The organism is Mycetohabitans sp. B46, from assembly GCF_037389205.1.
Lineage (GTDB): Bacteria > Pseudomonadota > Gammaproteobacteria > Burkholderiales > Burkholderiaceae > Mycetohabitans.
On record NZ_JADBGL010000009.1, the window covers coordinates 52,896 to 66,947 of the forward strand.

General features: G+C 59.8%; 19 protein-coding genes. 4 read left to right on the forward strand and 15 right to left on the reverse strand.

Annotated features, from left to right (window positions below; all coding sequences use genetic code 11):
- Positions 1-197 precede the first annotated feature (197 nt).
- On the reverse strand, positions 198-395 hold the full coding sequence (locus IHE30_RS11165; protein ID WP_337690643.1) for a hypothetical protein: 198 nt from the start codon (positions 393-395) through the stop codon (positions 198-200).
- A 14-nt stretch (positions 396-409) separates the two neighbouring features.
- Positions 410-625, reverse strand: coding sequence for a hypothetical protein (locus IHE30_RS11170; protein WP_337690645.1), 216 nt, complete (start codon positions 623-625; stop codon positions 410-412).
- Positions 626-686: 61 nt separating this feature from the next.
- Here IHE30_RS11170 and IHE30_RS11175 point away from each other — a divergent pair, with 61 nt between their 5' ends.
- On the forward strand, positions 687-1,196 hold the full coding sequence (locus IHE30_RS11175) for a helix-turn-helix domain-containing protein (RefSeq protein WP_337690646.1): 510 nt from the start codon (positions 687-689) through the stop codon (positions 1,194-1,196).
- A 555-nt stretch (positions 1,197-1,751) separates the two neighbouring features.
- Positions 1,752-2,045: a hypothetical protein gene (locus IHE30_RS11180; protein WP_337690647.1), complete on the forward strand. Its 294-nt coding sequence runs from the start codon at positions 1,752-1,754 to the stop codon at positions 2,043-2,045.
- 3 nt (positions 2,046-2,048) lie between these two features.
- Here IHE30_RS11180 and IHE30_RS11185 read toward each other — a convergent pair whose 3' ends face one another.
- Positions 2,049-2,249 (reverse strand): hypothetical protein, encoded by a 201-nt coding sequence (locus IHE30_RS11185; RefSeq protein WP_337690648.1) that lies wholly within the window; start codon positions 2,247-2,249, stop codon positions 2,049-2,051.
- Positions 2,250-2,440: 191 nt separating this feature from the next.
- On the opposite strand from IHE30_RS11185, the gene IHE30_RS11190 reads away from it, so the two are divergent.
- Both IHE30_RS11190 and IHE30_RS11195 read left to right on the forward strand, forming a co-directional pair.
- Complete coding sequence (locus IHE30_RS11190) at positions 2,441-2,905, forward strand: helix-turn-helix domain-containing protein (RefSeq protein ID WP_337690650.1); 465 nt, start codon at positions 2,441-2,443, stop codon at positions 2,903-2,905.
- Between the two features lie 299 nt (positions 2,906-3,204).
- Positions 3,205-3,702, forward strand: coding sequence for a helix-turn-helix domain-containing protein (locus IHE30_RS11195; protein WP_337690651.1), 498 nt, complete (start codon positions 3,205-3,207; stop codon positions 3,700-3,702).
- A gap of 224 nt (positions 3,703-3,926) precedes the next feature.
- On the opposite strand, the gene IHE30_RS11200 is transcribed toward IHE30_RS11195, so the two are convergent.
- The 12 genes from IHE30_RS11200 to IHE30_RS11260 form a co-directional block, all read right to left on the reverse strand.
- The gene (locus tag IHE30_RS11200; RefSeq protein ID WP_337690653.1) at positions 3,927-4,202 is read right to left on the reverse strand and encodes a BrnA antitoxin family protein; all 276 of its coding nucleotides are present in this window, start codon (positions 4,200-4,202) and stop codon (positions 3,927-3,929) included.
- On the reverse strand, positions 4,174-4,455 hold the full coding sequence (locus IHE30_RS11205) for a BrnT family toxin (RefSeq protein ID WP_337690655.1): 282 nt from the start codon (positions 4,453-4,455) through the stop codon (positions 4,174-4,176). The genes IHE30_RS11200 and IHE30_RS11205 overlap by 29 nt, the downstream gene beginning before the upstream one ends.
- Positions 4,456-4,804: 349 nt before the next feature.
- Positions 4,805-5,881 carry a phage late control D family protein gene (locus IHE30_RS11215; RefSeq protein ID WP_337690657.1) on the reverse strand — a complete coding sequence of 359 codons (1,077 nt, stop codon included), beginning with the start codon at positions 5,879-5,881 and terminating at the stop codon, positions 4,805-4,807.
- On the reverse strand, positions 5,878-6,309 hold the full coding sequence (locus IHE30_RS11220; protein WP_337690658.1) for a phage tail protein: 432 nt from the start codon (positions 6,307-6,309) through the stop codon (positions 5,878-5,880). Before IHE30_RS11220 ends, IHE30_RS11215 begins: the two co-directional genes overlap by 4 nt.
- 7 nt (positions 6,310-6,316) lie before the next feature.
- Positions 6,317-6,850, reverse strand: a complete 534-nt coding sequence (locus IHE30_RS11225) for a hypothetical protein (RefSeq protein WP_337690659.1) — start codon at positions 6,848-6,850, stop codon at positions 6,317-6,319.
- A complete protein-coding gene (locus IHE30_RS11230; RefSeq protein WP_443193647.1) occupies positions 6,822-9,032 on the reverse strand; it encodes a hypothetical protein in 2,211 nt (736 codons plus the stop codon). The genes IHE30_RS11225 and IHE30_RS11230 overlap by 29 nt, the downstream gene beginning before the upstream one ends.
- Positions 9,029-9,142, reverse strand: a complete 114-nt coding sequence (locus tag IHE30_RS11235) for a GpE family phage tail protein (protein ID WP_337690661.1) — start codon at positions 9,140-9,142, stop codon at positions 9,029-9,031. The genes IHE30_RS11230 and IHE30_RS11235 overlap by 4 nt, the downstream gene beginning before the upstream one ends.
- Before the next feature lie 8 nt (positions 9,143-9,150).
- Positions 9,151-9,522: a phage tail assembly protein gene (locus IHE30_RS11240; RefSeq protein WP_337690662.1), complete on the reverse strand. Its 372-nt coding sequence runs from the start codon at positions 9,520-9,522 to the stop codon at positions 9,151-9,153.
- Between the two features lie 60 nt (positions 9,523-9,582).
- Positions 9,583-10,092: a phage major tail tube protein gene (locus tag IHE30_RS11245; RefSeq protein ID WP_337690663.1), complete on the reverse strand. Its 510-nt coding sequence runs from the start codon at positions 10,090-10,092 to the stop codon at positions 9,583-9,585.
- A 15-nt stretch (positions 10,093-10,107) separates the two neighbouring features.
- A complete protein-coding gene (locus tag IHE30_RS11250; protein ID WP_337690664.1) occupies positions 10,108-11,280 on the reverse strand; it encodes a phage tail sheath protein in 1,173 nt (390 codons plus the stop codon).
- Positions 11,281-11,325: 45 nt separating this feature from the next.
- Positions 11,326-12,069 (reverse strand): tail fiber assembly protein, encoded by a 744-nt coding sequence (locus IHE30_RS11255; protein ID WP_337690665.1) that lies wholly within the window; start codon positions 12,067-12,069, stop codon positions 11,326-11,328.
- Between the two features lie 21 nt (positions 12,070-12,090).
- The gene (locus IHE30_RS11260) at positions 12,091-14,052 is read right to left on the reverse strand and encodes a hypothetical protein (RefSeq protein WP_337690666.1); all 1,962 of its coding nucleotides are present in this window, start codon (positions 14,050-14,052) and stop codon (positions 12,091-12,093) included.

A 14,052-nucleotide genomic window follows, 5' to 3' on the forward strand; every position in this document is an offset into this window, starting at 1 on the left:
CCCCGGCCGTTCGTTTGCTTTGCGGTGCGACGCAAGCGTCGTTTCACGAGCCATTCGACGGTGGCGTCGATCGATGGCAGGCCGTGATGTTGGCGTACGCGTTCCAGCACGTCGCGGTCTGCATCGGGGATAAAAATGTCCGTGCTGGTATCCGGCATCGTAGGAGCTACTCATGGTGGGCGGTTAGGTGCCTTCGTTCAGGCACTGGCGTGGTCAAAAATGGAGGTTTGGCGTTCAGCCAGCAGTGCTGCGGCTTCGCGCATGGCCATTTCGCGGATCATCACCGCAAGCTGCTCACCTTGGTAGTTCGCCAGGGCGAGCAGCAGCGCCTGTTCGTAGTCGTCGAAGCGAATGGTGTGTTTGTGGTTGCGAACGCGTTTGGGATCGGGATACATGCGTGCTCCTCAATTCAACTGCGAACGGTGGTTTGAGATGAGGCGGAAGCGGCATTGAAATGGCGTTTGCCGACGGAAATGAGCTCGCGTGCCATGCTCGAAATTGAGCGGTGGTGGTCTGCGGCGATTTGTTCGAGTTCGGCGCGTTCGGCGGACGTCAATCCAACGTAGACGAACCTGCCCGATAGCATGCCGCGCGGCGTGCGGCGTGGGCCTGTGGTGATGGTCATGGCCGGTATACTTTTACAGTTACTCTTGCGTTACGGTCAGCCCAGTTTGACGTCCATTTTTATGGATTTCAATAAGTTTGATGGAATTTTAATGGATGGCATAGGGAAGCGGTTACGTAGCGAGCGGATGAGGTTGGGCCTAAGCCAGCCAGAATTTGCGGCGCTAGGTGGGCTGAAACACAAAACTCAGCTCAATTACGAAGCGGACGTCAGTGTGCCGGACGCGCGGTACCTGCTCGCGTTGCGCGAAGTAGGTGTTGATATTTGGTATGTACTAACGGGCGAGGTAAGCAGTTCATCACTTGCCGAAGAAGAAAGCGACGTCGTTGATGGCTATCGAAAGCTGAACGAAGCGGGAAAAGCTGCAGTTCAGACCTTTATTTCTAGTTGCGTCCGTACCGGATCAATGACGCTTGACGCCGACCCGACCTCGCCCGATAGACGAGTTAAACGCTTAGCCGAAAACCGGCGGGCAGCCCTTGATCAGCGCATGGCAGAAAATGTTGAGCGTGCAATGGCTGAGATCGAGCGGCAACGTAGAGAGCGTGCTGCGAAGACAAAAAAAGGTTGAATCGTTGTTCGTAATTATTAGAGGGCGATTGTACGTCCTAAGCCTCGATGCTATATGGCACCGCTGCACATGGGCTATTGATGCGCATAGCAATAGTGCAAAGCGCTCAGAGATTGAACGCTTTGCGTATTGCTCGACACACTAGCCATGCGATGGCGCGCATTGGCACAGTGTGACTGCAGCGTGTACGATAGCCGAAGTAATTTAGTGTGACTAGCAATTATTGCAGCACTGCACGAACTCAGTGTTGATTATGCGAAGCTTAAAGCTTTGCTACGTATGTGCCGATATCGTGCTGCTATGCCGTTGATAGACGATTTATGCCTTAGTACTTTCAAGTATTCTGTCTTGAGTGCACGGCACAAACCAAAATCCTATGCTAGAAGCGCCACTTACATATACTTTCAAACGCGGCATAGTACGATAAAGGATATGGGGCCATTACAGTTTACTCGCCGATTCAACTCGGCAATTAGTTAGCATTGCAATTTATGGGGCATACTTACCGCCTTGAAGCGATGCTAGGTGGTGAACGTGTAAGTAAAGGTCCAAAATATGTACACCGATATGAAGCAAATTGACGGTATGATCGGCGCGGCGACTGCGGCGGAGCGTGATGCTGGTGCTCGCCGAAGAAGGGTGTTAACTGAGCCGCGTACAGACTCGACCGCTGATACGCGTCTCGAGGTTCGCAACGCGATTGACAATGCGATGGAACTTACGACTCTTGCCCTTGAAACAGCACTCCAAGCGGTCACGTATTTGCACGTAGCGCGCGCGGCGCTGGCAGCAGAAGATGAAGGGCGTTTGCTGCGGATCTCTCACGATGCGAATAAAGGCGTTGATTAGTAATCAAGCTGAGTTGTGGTAATGCAAGCAATACTGTGAATTCTTCACAGGTCGCAAGACATCGCAGGCCGGCTTAACCGCCCACAAGGTTTCGTCTCTGAGGTCGAAAGCGGTAGTCGCCGGCTCGATGTGATTGAGCTGTTCAATTTTCTGCGTGCGCTCGAAGCCAATCCGCACGATTTCATCAAAAAGCTGATGTCCCACTCAGCGTCTTCGTTGCCGCGCTAAGGGCGGTTTTCTGCGCCTGTGGCCGCGGCGAGCGGTGTGGACCTATGACGTGAGTCATGATCAGTATACTTCAACGATAGTCTTGCGATATGCAAGGCTAGTGCAATGAGCTGAAAAAATTCATAAATGAATAAGGGGTAACTTATGTCACACAAGTAGGCAGTCGCTTGCAAGACGAGCGTTTGCGGATCGGGCTCAGTCAGGACGAGTTTGCGTCTGTTGGCGGGGTCGCGAGACGCTCGCAATCCGCGTACGAAGCGGACGAGCGTTCGCCCGATGTTGACTACCTCTTGGCTGTTCGCGAGATAGGCGTCGACATCTGTTACGTGCTGACTGGTGAGCGGCACCAAGCCGAAGACGGGAAGGTTGGGCAGGGCGACGCTGAAGAAGCCGAAGTGCTTGCGATGTATCGACAGCTCAACGAAGCAGGAAAAGCGTTGATCCACGCATTTCTGCTGAGCTGTTTTAACACGGGTTTGATGCTTCAGACGGCGACGCCGCGACGCGCGAAGCGTCTAGCAGAGAATCGCCGTGCGGTGCTTGATCAACGTACTGCTGAGAACGTCGACCGGGCGAAATTGGAAATCGAGCGCTTGCGTCGGGAGCGGGCAGCTAAAGCAAAAGGCAAGTAGCGTTGCCAACTGTGAACGATGGGCTGGGACGCGGCGGGAGGCAGTGAAATAGCGTTTGCCGACGGATATGAATTCATGTGCCATGCTTGAGATCGAGCGGTGATGATCAGCGGCGATTTGCTCGAGTTCGACTTAGGTGAGGCCAACTTAAATGAACCGCCTCTATAGCGTGCCGTGCGGCGAGCGGCGTGCGCCTGTGGGGATAGTCATGAGCGGTATACTTCAATACATAGTCTTACAGTATGTAAGGTAAGTGTAATGGCATAAAATGTGCACTTCAATAATTATTATGGGTTCCAATGAACACTGTAGGCACGCGATTACGAGAGGAACGCTTGCGCCTTGGGCTAAGCCAGGAGGAGTTTGCAGCGGTAGGGGGAGTATTGCGCGGCACGCAATCGAAATACGAATCTGACGAGCGCTCACCCGATGCCAAATATCTAAGCGCTGTGGTGGATGTGGGTGTGGATTTGCTCTACGTGTTGCGGGGAGTAAGACTGCCAAGCAGTGCATTGGCCGGAGCAGGTGCCTTGACCGAAGCTGATAGAAATGAGCAAGATCTATTTGATAGCTACCGTCAACTCAATGAAGCCGGGAAGGCCGCACTGCAAGTGTTTCTATTGACCTGTCTGGAGTTTCCCATGATGAGTGCGACGTCGACGCCACGACGCGCGAAGCGCCTAGCAAAGAATCGCCGTGCGATGTTTGATCAGCGTACTGCTGAGAACGTCGACCGGGCGAAATTGGAAATCGAACGCTTGCGTCGCGAGCGGGCAGCTAAAACAAAAAGTAAGTAGCGTTGCTTTTACGGATATAGGGTTATCGACTTCCGGATTGGTTCAGGTTCGGTTGAGAGCGGGCGCGCGGCATGCGATGACTTTTGCACTTCTGCACCCAGCTGTCGCGATACACCTGGCTCACAGCATAAAGAAAGTAAGGACAATTTACAGTTCTGCTACTGTCTGCCGCGTGCGCGCGCCGACGCACGCAAGCCGATGCGTGCAAAGCGCACCACGCTACCTCAGACTGGATGCGTTTTGAGCCACTCGCGCAGTGCATTATTCATACGAGTTTGCCAGCCGTCGCCGCTCGCCCGAAACTGCTGGAGCACGTCCGCGTCGTAACGAACCGTCACAGCGATTTTGGGCTGTTCCAGTTTCGGCCGTCCACCACGTCGCTTCATCTGCGCAAATTGTGCGTCGGTGGGCACGAACGTGTCGGTGTCAGCGGCAATGCCACGCTCGATCGCAGCTTCTTCTTGCGCAGTGTTACGAATCAACTTCGGTCGCTTGTTCATAGCGGCTAATCTCCCGGTTATTGGCTGTGCGAAAACTGATCACGCGAAACGTGTCGCCGCGCTGTGTGAACACCACGCAGTAAAGGCGCTCGTTGATTACCGCGTAACCGATCTCGCGCAACTCGCCGTAGTCGGCACGATCGTCGGCAAAACACCAGACCATTGACCAATCGATAGCGTCTGCCAGCTCCATTGAAACACCGTGTTTGCGCTTATTGACTTCATTTTTCGCGGGGTCAAAGAGGGTCTTCATTAAATTATTGTAGTAACAAAAACCGTCTGGCGCAACAGGTTTTTGTGGTTACAGATTCCCGCGGAGATGATTGGGCGGTGCTCTGGATGTGACTTTGGTGTGTCTGCGCAAGTTGCTGACTGACTTGCGTAAACAACGGGGCTTATTGTGCAACAGGATGTGGCTGACCGGCTTGACCGCCCACAAGGTTTCGTATTTAAGGTCGAAAGCGGTATTCGCCGACTCAATGTCGTCGAGATACTGGACTTCCTACGCGCGCTCGGGGCCGATCTGCATGACTTCATCGAAAAGCTGATATCTCGCTCAGCATCTTCGTTGCCGCGCTAAGGGTGGTTTTTTGCGCCCGTGGTTAGCGCTGGCCTTTGCGGAAATGCGAGCGGTGCCGGTCGGTGGTGGGATCGCCGCGCATCTCCAGTTCGAGTGCGGTGGTAAATCCGGCTTCGCCGATCGTGTGCAGGGCCTGCTTCACCAGCCAAGGCGTTTCGTCGATTTCCGGTTTAAAGCCTGACACCGTGACGGGCATCTCGGGGAATAGCTCGGCGCGGCCGTGCGCCAGCGTGTAGCTCATCGTCGCCTGACTGCGCTGCATCCGGTTAAACTCAGCTTGCGCCGCCGCGCGTGCTTCCGCTTGCGTTGTGTACTCCTCGGGCAGCACCTTGACGTTCTTGTTGTTCTGGCCGCCGACGATCACGGACTGGCGCTTTGCGTGCCCGTTTAAATGGTAGTGCGCCCGCACGGCCGCGTAGTTCTCGCGCTCGGACACGTGGTAGCGATGGCTGTCGCCACTGGCGCGTGTCAACTCGAGCACGTCGAGCGGCTTGCCGCTTGCCGTGTGTCCGCTGCCGATCGGCATGAACAGCAAGTGCAGGTCTTTGACGTTCATCACCGCGTCATAGCGCTTGGCCAAGCGCGTGAGAAACGACATGTCTGATTCGTGCGTCTGGTCAATGTGCTTGATCAAGATTTTCGCGAGCGCGTCGCCAACTGCTGGAGTCAGCGCGTAGCGCGCGGCGATGGTGCGCACGATCGAGCCGATTGTCTGTCGGTGCCAGCTTTTCTCACGCCGCTCCTGCATGCCGCTAGTCATCGCCGCGGAGCGCGCACGCACGGTGACGATGTCGGGGCTGCCGCTGTGCTCAACTTCGTTCACCACGAAGCTGCCTTTGTCGATGAGTGGCTCGCCCACCCAGCCGATCGCTACCTTGACCCGCGCGCCACGGTTGGGAATCGCCAGGTCGTTTTTTGAGTCGTCAAGCACGAGTTCGACCGTGTCGGCTTCGTCCGATCGCGACTCCGACAGGCACAGCGATACGAGCCGCGGCATGAAGCGGCGCGACAGGTCACGCCCGTCCAGCGAGATCCGATAGTCGGGTTGCGGATGATGACGCGCAATGCGCGGCGTGTGTCCGTTCGACGAAGTCGTCATCCAAATCTGCCTGGGTGTCGCGTTGTCCGGCCGCGCTGCGCACGCAGCGCGTCATCGTCGACGCGCTCGAGCGTCAACATGAATTCGATCTTGCGCGGCGTGCCGTCGGCGGCATGGTACGTCTGTGTCTCATCCAGTGCGGCGATCACGTATGCGCCGTAGACATGGCCTGCGCCGTCAACCAGCACGTAAGCCTCGCCGGTATGGGCCATGGCCGCGAGTTCGCGAATCGACGCGATGGCGCCGACCATCTCGGGCGCCACGAGTCCGTTGAGCGTGATGGTGTCCTCGCCCGCGCCGGCGAACTGGCGCGCGTTGCGCACCCCGACGCGCGAGTTTGTCGGATGCTTCCACGTGCGCCGCCGCTGCAATTCGTGAAACGGCGCGCTCGACAGGCTAAAGACGAACTGGTCAAGGGACATCAGCATGATCAAATCAATCGGAAAGGCGCGAGCCGGCGCGCGCGCGCTTGGCCCGCTCGCGGCGCTCGAGCGCCACCTCGACGGCGCGTGCGATCGCCTGCGCGTCTTGCCCCGGTTGTGCGTAAATGTTGATGGTCACGTGCGATGTCGGCTGTGGCGACGCCGGCGTCTGCGCTGTCGGGGCCGTGGCGAGCGGCGGCCGGCTGTCGATTGGCACGGTGGGCGACACGAGCGGCGCGACCGGCCTGGCGAGCGCTGCATTCACCGAGAGCGCCGGCGTGCCGAACGACGCGACGGCGGTGGTCGCCAGGCCAAGCGCGGCTTTCGCGACGTGTCGCTGCTGATTTTGTATGCCAAGCGCCGCGCCTTCGCTGACAAAGCCGCCAAGCGTCGCAAACACGCGGCTCGGGCTATGGATGCCGAGCTTGTCCTTAAACCAATCGACCGTGCTCGTGGCCACGCCCGCAATCGCGTTTCGTACTTTGCCTAGCCGGCTGGTAATACCGCCGACCAGCCCGTCAATCAAGTGTGCCCCGATTTCCGTCAAGCGCGCGCCAATGTCGCCGAACCAAGCGCCCATACCGCCTAGCTTCGATTTGATCCACGCAAGCGTTGCGTCCCATTTCGACTGAATCCAATCGAAAGCCGCACCGAATGCGCCCTTGATCGTCTGCCATAGCGCCGCGAATTTCGGCCCGAGCGTATCCCAGTTTCGCCAGATGAGGAAGGCCGCGGTGGCAAGCAGCGAGATGAAGGCGAGCAACGGGTGCGCGCGCGGCGTGGCCAAGCACCATGATGGCCCGCCCCAGCAGGGCGAAGGCTCGTGAAGCCACGGCAGCGCTTTGCACCAGCGCGCTGCGCAGCAAAGACGCCAGTGCGCCGAAGACGGTGCGTAGTACCCCACCTTGGATACCCAGCGTGGTCAGGCTGAACCGCACGACAGCCAGCGGCCCCAGTACGCCGGCTAGCACGATCGCGAACGTCCCGACGGTGGCGAGCAGCGCGGCCAGGCCCGCCGCCAGCGCGACGACCACTTTTGTCGCTTGCGGGTGCGCTTGGATTGTCTTCAGTAGCTTGTCGGCAAGTTCTCGCGTCTTGTCCAGCGCAGCGTTGTACATCGGTGCGGCGCGTTCGCCGATTTCGTTTTTAAGATCACGCAGCTTCGCATACGCGTCTAGCTCCTTGCCGCTCGTTTGCGCTTGAGCGAGCTGGTGCATGTCCTCGATGCCATACGCGCCCTGGCTAAGCTTCGCGCTTTTATGCATTTGGGCGCGCTGCAAGAACATTGTCGAGTACAGGTTGGCTGCGGTACGGTTCGTAAAAATTGAGCCGATCACGCTCAATACCTGCTTTTCTTCGGTGATGCCCTTTTTTTCTAGAGCGGGCAGCAGTGTTTGCTCTAACCATTCGAAGGGCGACGCCTTAAATTGCTCCGAATTGAGTAGCGCACCGTCAGAGAACTTCTTGACTCGCCCGAGCGGATCGTACTCGACCTTGTGCTGATCGAGCAGTCCCAACGACATCAGTTTACGCGACGCGCGCACCGTCGTGCGCCCTTCAATCAGGTTTTGGTAGCCCGACATGAGCGCTTGGCCAACCGAATCACCGCCCATTTCTTGAATCAGCGGTTCGAGCTGGTAATAAAACGCGTCCTGGCGCATCTGTTTTGCGGCGACACCGCCGCGCTGGATGACGTTGCGCCACTCGTCGCCGCCGACGCGCCCGCCTGTGGCGGACAACACTTTCTGCACGTAGTTGGCTTCGCGCTCGAATGCCGCTTGATCCTTTGTACCGCCGCGCAGTTCGATGACTTTGAGCATGTTCATGAACTGCTCTTCATTCGCGTGCGCGTCTTCGGCGCCGAATATCGCCTCGCTGGCAAACTTCATTTTTGCCAGCGTGGGCAGCGCCATCTGCGCGTGGTGTTCGTCCGCGAAGATCGACAGCGCGTCGCGCATCAGCGTCATGTTCTCCGACGTGCTCACGCCCATCATCTTCATCGAGCGCACGTACTGCTCGGCGTCCTGTGTCACCTGCTTGCCTAGGCCCAGCGCCGTGATGCGCGCTCGCTCGGTCTGCACGGTCCTCGTTTCGTTGAGGGCTTGGCGCAGCCCGCCCAGCATCGGTGTGCCCGTGGCGCGCGCGGCGTAGCCACCGATCGCCATGCCGCCGGCCGCGCTTTGCAGCGCATGCATCTTGCCACGTGCCGCGCCCAGCCGCTTCTCGCGCTCGGCGATCGCTTCAAGCTGGCGCGTTTGCGATTGCATCGCCGCAGTCGTGGACGCGATGCTTGCGCGCAGCGCCCGCTCGTGCTGCGCAAGATTGCGCGTGTGGATGCCTGTGCTGGAGAGTTCGTCGCGCAACTCGCGCACGCGTGCTGCCTGTTTTGCGTGCTCGCCGGATAGCCGTGCCGCGGCCCGCTTCGCGGCTTCGAAGTCAGCGATCATCTGGCGCGAGGGTGGGCCAAACGCGTGCAACGAAGCCGCCAGGCCTTTGGCGCGTGCCCGCGCTTGGTTGAGCTTTGACGCGGTCGCGGCTAGACCCGTGCGCATCTGGCGAAACGATGCCACGGCCTTGTGCTGCTTGCCCAGCGCGGCAAGCTCAGCGCGCGTGTGCTGGAGTGACTGCGCGAGCCCCTTGGTGCGGTTGAGCATAGTTTTCAGGGGCCGGGTGCAGTTGTCGATCATGTCGAACATGACCCGCAGTTTGAGCGCGTTGTCCATCGTCACGGGTGTGGGCTCCGTATCCGGGCGCGCTCGCGCCAGTCCATCAACTCGGCAAGGCTCAAGCTGTTCATGTCGTGCGGCGCCCAACCAAAGACTGTCGCGATGTCGGCCATCGCGTCTTCTACGCGCTCGGCGATTCCATGCTCACTTTCAGCGCCTTGGGCATTAAAAAACCGGCGAACATCCCCCCAAGCGCCACGAGGTCGGCCGGGTCCATATTGATCACGTCCATCTCGGTCAACGTCGGTGTGCTGATACGCGGCAGCACCTTGCGCAACGCGTCCACGTCCAGATTCACGAGCGCGGTGAGCGCCGTGCCGCGCAGCGCGCCGGCCGTCGGCTTGTGTAGGGTGACCTGCGTCATGCTGTGTTCGCCGCGCCTGATCGGCGTGTCAAAGGTGTGCGTGTGCTGCGTGCTCGCTTCAAGCTCGGTAGCGTTCGCCTCAAGTTTGGTGGTGTTCGTCTCGGTGTTCGTAGTGTCGATTTGGGTCATGATCGTTTCGGGTCGGTAGTGAGATCGAATGAGTGGTCCGCGCGCAGCGTGGGCAGTGTGTTATAGGCCGATCGCTTGACTCAGCCCGCTTGCCAGGTCGATGCCGTTGATGCGCTCGGCCATGTTGATGAAATCCAGCTCGATAAGCTCGCGCCCGTTCACGGCTAGCTTGTAGTAGCTCGCGTTGGTCGTCACCTTAAATTTGGTGTCTTCCTTGGCCTTTGCGCTGCCAAAGTCGATTTCCTCGTGACGCCCCTTGACGACGATTTCGACCGCGTCGTAGTCCGTGCTGTCCTCGCGTTGATAGCCGCCCGCAAAACGCAGCAGCACGCCGTCGTGCTGCATCGCGCCGAATTGCTCGAGCACTTCGACCATCAAGCCGCCGCACGTCCATTCGAGCTGGATCTCTTCATTGCCAAAGTCGATCTTGACCGGGCCGCTCATGCCGCTGCCTTGCCACGGCTCCATCTTGCGCTTGAGCTTGGGCAGCGTGATTTCTTCCACTTGGCCCACGAAGTTCGTGCCGTTGTGAAACAGGTTGAAGCCTTTAAGCTTTCGGGGCATTCCCATCGTCAATCCCTCCTATTAGGCTGCCACGCGCGCGGCGAAATCGACCAGATACCGATCGGTGATGCGCTGGCGCAGCAGTAGGTTCTCCAGTGGCGGCACCGGCGTGTAGTCGTAGTCGATGTACGCTGTGCCGGCCTTGAGCACGTCGGCCGTGTTCGGCTCGGGATCGAACCAGGACGTGCCGCCCACCAGATAGCCGGCGGCGCGCTGCGCGCGGAACCAGCCGTTGATGCTTTCGATCACGTCGCGGGGTAACGACGGATTGAGCGGGCCATCGATCACCGGCATCTGCGCTTGCGCAATCGAGTCTTTGACCACTTGCGCGGTGCGCGTGGTGTTTTCAAACGCGAACAGTGGATCGTCCGAGCACGTGCGCGAGCCCCAGAACCGGAACCCGTTGCGGTTGATCAGCGTGGTGACCTCGTGTTCGTTCAGGTAGCCGGCGTCGGTCGCGGGATCTTGAAGGTCCCAAAACACGTCATGGCTGATACCTGTGACGCCATTGACAGCGACGTTGGACAGCGTCTTGTGCCAGCCGATATTGTTGTCGATCTTTGCGCGCAGTCCGGCCGCGTAGGCCGTGGCGGGGACCACGACCGTGGCGTTCACTGTGTCGTCCCAGGCCAGAAAATCCGGCCAGATCACCATCAACTCGCGCTGGCCGAACTGACGACGGTATGCGACCGCTTCTTCCTTGCTCTTGCATCCGTGAGCCGACACATACGCAAAGCCGCGCAGCGCCTGCGCGATCGAGCCCAAGGCGGCCGCCACCGGTGCGGTATCCAAGCCTGGTGCGGCCAATATGCGCGGCTGGACGCCAAACTTCGCTTGCGCGGCGAGCAGTGCTTTCATGCCGGTGTACTGGCCGTCGTTGGTTACCGTGCCGATCACATTGCTGGTGGTTTCTGCTTCGTCGTCACCTTCGGCCACCCGCACAACGATCGTGATGGGCTGAGCTTGCTGGCTGATTGCGATGAGCGTCTTGCGTAGCGTGCCGCACTCGCCGGCTTGACCCAGCGCCGATGCGACGTGGGTGACAAGCACCGGTGTGTCGAGCGGGAACGTCGCTTCATCGGCATCGTCGGCGGTAGCGACAACGCCGACGATAGCCGTCGACATAGCGCGAATCGGGCGCGTGCCTGCGTTGATTTCAACGACGCGCACGCCGTGGTGGTAGTCCTGCGGCATGTTAAACACTCCTTCGGTGGCAGGTCATGGGGTAACGATGGTCGGCTATTCGCTATCAGAGATATCGGGCGTGGAGGCGGTGTCCGTATCGAGCTCGGGCACCGGCTCGTCGTCGAGCGACGCGTCATCGGCGTGTTGCACGGCGTAGCGCGACGCGCGATGTGCTGTTTGCTCGTGCACCTGCGCGAGCACGCGCTCCGATAGCGCTTCGGTGACAATGGCCTGCTCATCCGGGGGCGCCGGCCATTGGACGCGGGTCGGAAAGTCAGCGGCATTGACGACGCGGACGAGTTCCATCTGGTAATGGCTCCACGCTTTGAACAGGGCCACCTGCTCGTCGGACAGCAGGCCAGCCGCGTATGCATCGGCTTTGCCTGCGTTGGCCGCCTGCGCCTCGCTCATGCGCTGGTCGAATTCGCGCATTGCCGCGTCGCGCTCGCGCTGCGCGACGATGCGCGGATCGATCTGCCAGCCGTCGTCTGTCCACACGTATTCGTCACCGGGGCACGGAATCGGCGTGAGTCCCGCATCGTCGGCGGTGATGCCGGGGGCAAGGATTTCCGCCGCTGCGCCGTTGACTTTGCGAAACAGGCGCTGGCCGCGAAAGTCGGGTAGCAGCACCCATGCGCCGTCGCGAAAAAATGGCCATTGGTTGCGCTGGCGCTCGGGCAGGGGCACGTCGGTGCAGCAAGATGGGATGAGCCAACGGGTTGGATTGATTGGGTCCGGGTCAGCCAGGCGGCTGCTGACGTATTGGCCGGTTTGGTGGTCGTATTGGTGGATCAGCATAGGAGGTGACCGTTATTGCAATTAGTAGGCGCGGATCATCGCGAGCAGGGCGATGTTGCGCGGGCGCGCTTCCCTGCCGCCGTCGTGATTAATGATCACGCCATGAGTGTGCCCGCCGTCTGCGTCGAGGTGCACGGTATGGCGGTGCAGACCTGCGGGGTCGATCTGCAAACCGTGGCCATGCGCGCCGCTCCAGCTGGTCATCCCCCATACGTTGTCGCCGTCGGTACGGCCTGAGCCGATTAGATTATTGCCGCCATGATGTCCCCAGGGGGGGTTATACCAAGGGTGGTTTTCACCCCATGGCGATATGTGTTGGTGATCTCCAACAGGGTGGGCATGACCGCCATGCTGGTGATGGCCCTGTTCATCGGTTGTTCCCGTATGGTGATGTTCGCCCGCCCACGTGGCTTTTGCCATGTGGGCGTGTCGGCGGTTCTGACTGTCCTGCCACGTGCCAAGGCGCCGGCCTGGATCCATGCCGCGTCCGTCATCCCAAAAGCGTAGGTGCTCGCCGCGTACCTCGGGGATCCGAAACGTTGTCTTACCGTCCCCCCTCGAAAAGCATCCAGAGTGATTGGGCCAGGCTTCCTCGGATACAAGTTCACCGCAGAACTGTGCATAGGCCCACAGTTCTGGATAATCGTCGCGGCGAATGAGCACGCCCTCCAGCTTCAGGCAGCCCGCCCGCACGGTGGTGCGCGCCTCGATGATGATTTGACCGATGGACGCCTCACGGATCGCGTTGGCAACAAACTGTGTCGTCGCGAGCTTGCGTGACACATCTCCGACGGCAGGTGTGGCGGCGGTCGCTATACCGGCTACTTGCAGCGTGCTCGCCCCGTCGTCGGTGGCGCTTTCGCCGATCAACACGCGTCCGCCGCTGCGCGCAAGCTGCACTGTCGTGACGCTCGTGCCCGTACGATTGACCGTTAGCCAAGGGCGGATCGTGGCCCCGGTGTCATCAAGTAGGCGCGCGTCAAACGCATTGGTGCTTGTCTTCACGTCCCAAACCTGCTGGTCCGCCGGCGCGTGCGGACAGTGAAAAGCAATGCGTCCCCCGCTATTCGCACCCAATATCACGCCCGCGCGCGGCGTGGGCAGGTCGGCGAGCGTGCCATAGAACGCGCCGATGCCGCTGACCAGCACGTCAGAAGCATCATCCAATAGGCGTCGCCACGTGTTCCATACGCCGTTGTAGCGCACGCGCGTGTAATGCACACTGCTGTTAAACAGCGAATAGGTTTGGTACACGGTGCGCCCGGCCGCATACACTTGCAGCCGGCCTGGCACCGGGACAGGGTAATTTAAGGAGGCCGCCGCGTGTCCGGCCTGATACGCTTGGTGATAGATGCCCGAGGCGACGAGCGTGTTCAAATCCGCGTGCGCATCAAGCTTCCCGCGCAATGGCAGCGCATGCGTGAGCACCCAATCGCGCGGGGCGTAGCGACGCGCGGCAGTGTACGGCGTGAGCACCCGCGAGTTGTCTTGGCCGGCGTTGACCTCGGCCTGTGTCGCAAGTTCGACAACCCCGCGCGCGTCAGTCGTTGCCGGCGGGTTCAAGAATGACGCCGGTCCAAACTCGAGCATGGCCGCATCAATCGTCACGAAGCGGATATCAGTGGACAGCAGCAGCGTGGCGGCCGCGGATTTTTCCATGATCGGGCCGTGCCCGACCGGTTGACTGTAATACGCGGCGAGCGTGCCGTCCTCCAGGTAGAGCCCGAACCCATACAGTGCATACTGATCGGGCGAGTCGTCGTGCATCGTGATGTGGATCGTCGTCGCGTCGATCGGTTGCCCGCCAAACGTATCAATGCGTTTAAGCTCATAGGGCAACTGCGTCAGTGATCGGTTCGACGCATCAAACGACGCGGTGCACAGGCCAATGTGCGTGACCCGGTGCGCGGTGGTGCCCGTGTGACCGGGCGCAATCAGCGCGGCGCGAAACGCGTCGGCGACAGTAATAAGCGTGCCTGCCAT

Coding starts and splice junctions, on each gene's coding strand:
- IHE30_RS11165 (WP_337690643.1), bottom strand. CDS start 395: ATGTATCCCGATCCCAAACGCGTTCGCAACCACAAACACACCATTCGC.
- IHE30_RS11170 (WP_337690645.1), bottom strand. CDS start 625: ATGACCATCACCACAGGCCCACGCCGCACGCCGCGCGGCATGCTATCG.
- IHE30_RS11175 (WP_337690646.1), top strand. CDS start 687: ATGGATTTCAATAAGTTTGATGGAATTTTAATGGATGGCATAGGGAAG.
- IHE30_RS11180 (WP_337690647.1), top strand. CDS start 1,752: ATGTACACCGATATGAAGCAAATTGACGGTATGATCGGCGCGGCGACT.
- IHE30_RS11195 (WP_337690651.1), top strand. CDS start 3,205: ATGAACACTGTAGGCACGCGATTACGAGAGGAACGCTTGCGCCTTGGG.
- IHE30_RS11200 (WP_337690653.1), bottom strand. CDS start 4,202: ATGAACAAGCGACCGAAGTTGATTCGTAACACTGCGCAAGAAGAAGCT.
- IHE30_RS11205 (WP_337690655.1), bottom strand. CDS start 4,455: ATGAAGACCCTCTTTGACCCCGCGAAAAATGAAGTCAATAAGCGCAAA.
- IHE30_RS11215 (WP_337690657.1), bottom strand. CDS start 5,881: ATGACGACTTCGTCGAACGGACACACGCCGCGCATTGCGCGTCATCAT.
- IHE30_RS11220 (WP_337690658.1), bottom strand. CDS start 6,309: ATGCTGATGTCCCTTGACCAGTTCGTCTTTAGCCTGTCGAGCGCGCCG.
- IHE30_RS11235 (WP_337690661.1), bottom strand. CDS start 9,142: ATGGCCGACATCGCGACAGTCTTTGGTTGGGCGCCGCACGACATGAAC.
- IHE30_RS11240 (WP_337690662.1), bottom strand. CDS start 9,522: ATGACCCAAATCGACACTACGAACACCGAGACGAACACCACCAAACTT.
- IHE30_RS11245 (WP_337690663.1), bottom strand. CDS start 10,092: ATGGGAATGCCCCGAAAGCTTAAAGGCTTCAACCTGTTTCACAACGGC.
- IHE30_RS11250 (WP_337690664.1), bottom strand. CDS start 11,280: ATGCCGCAGGACTACCACCACGGCGTGCGCGTCGTTGAAATCAACGCA.
- IHE30_RS11255 (WP_337690665.1), bottom strand. CDS start 12,069: ATGCTGATCCACCAATACGACCACCAAACCGGCCAATACGTCAGCAGC.
- IHE30_RS11260 (WP_337690666.1), bottom strand. CDS start 14,052: ATGGCAGGCACGCTTATTACTGTCGCCGACGCGTTTCGCGCCGCGCTG.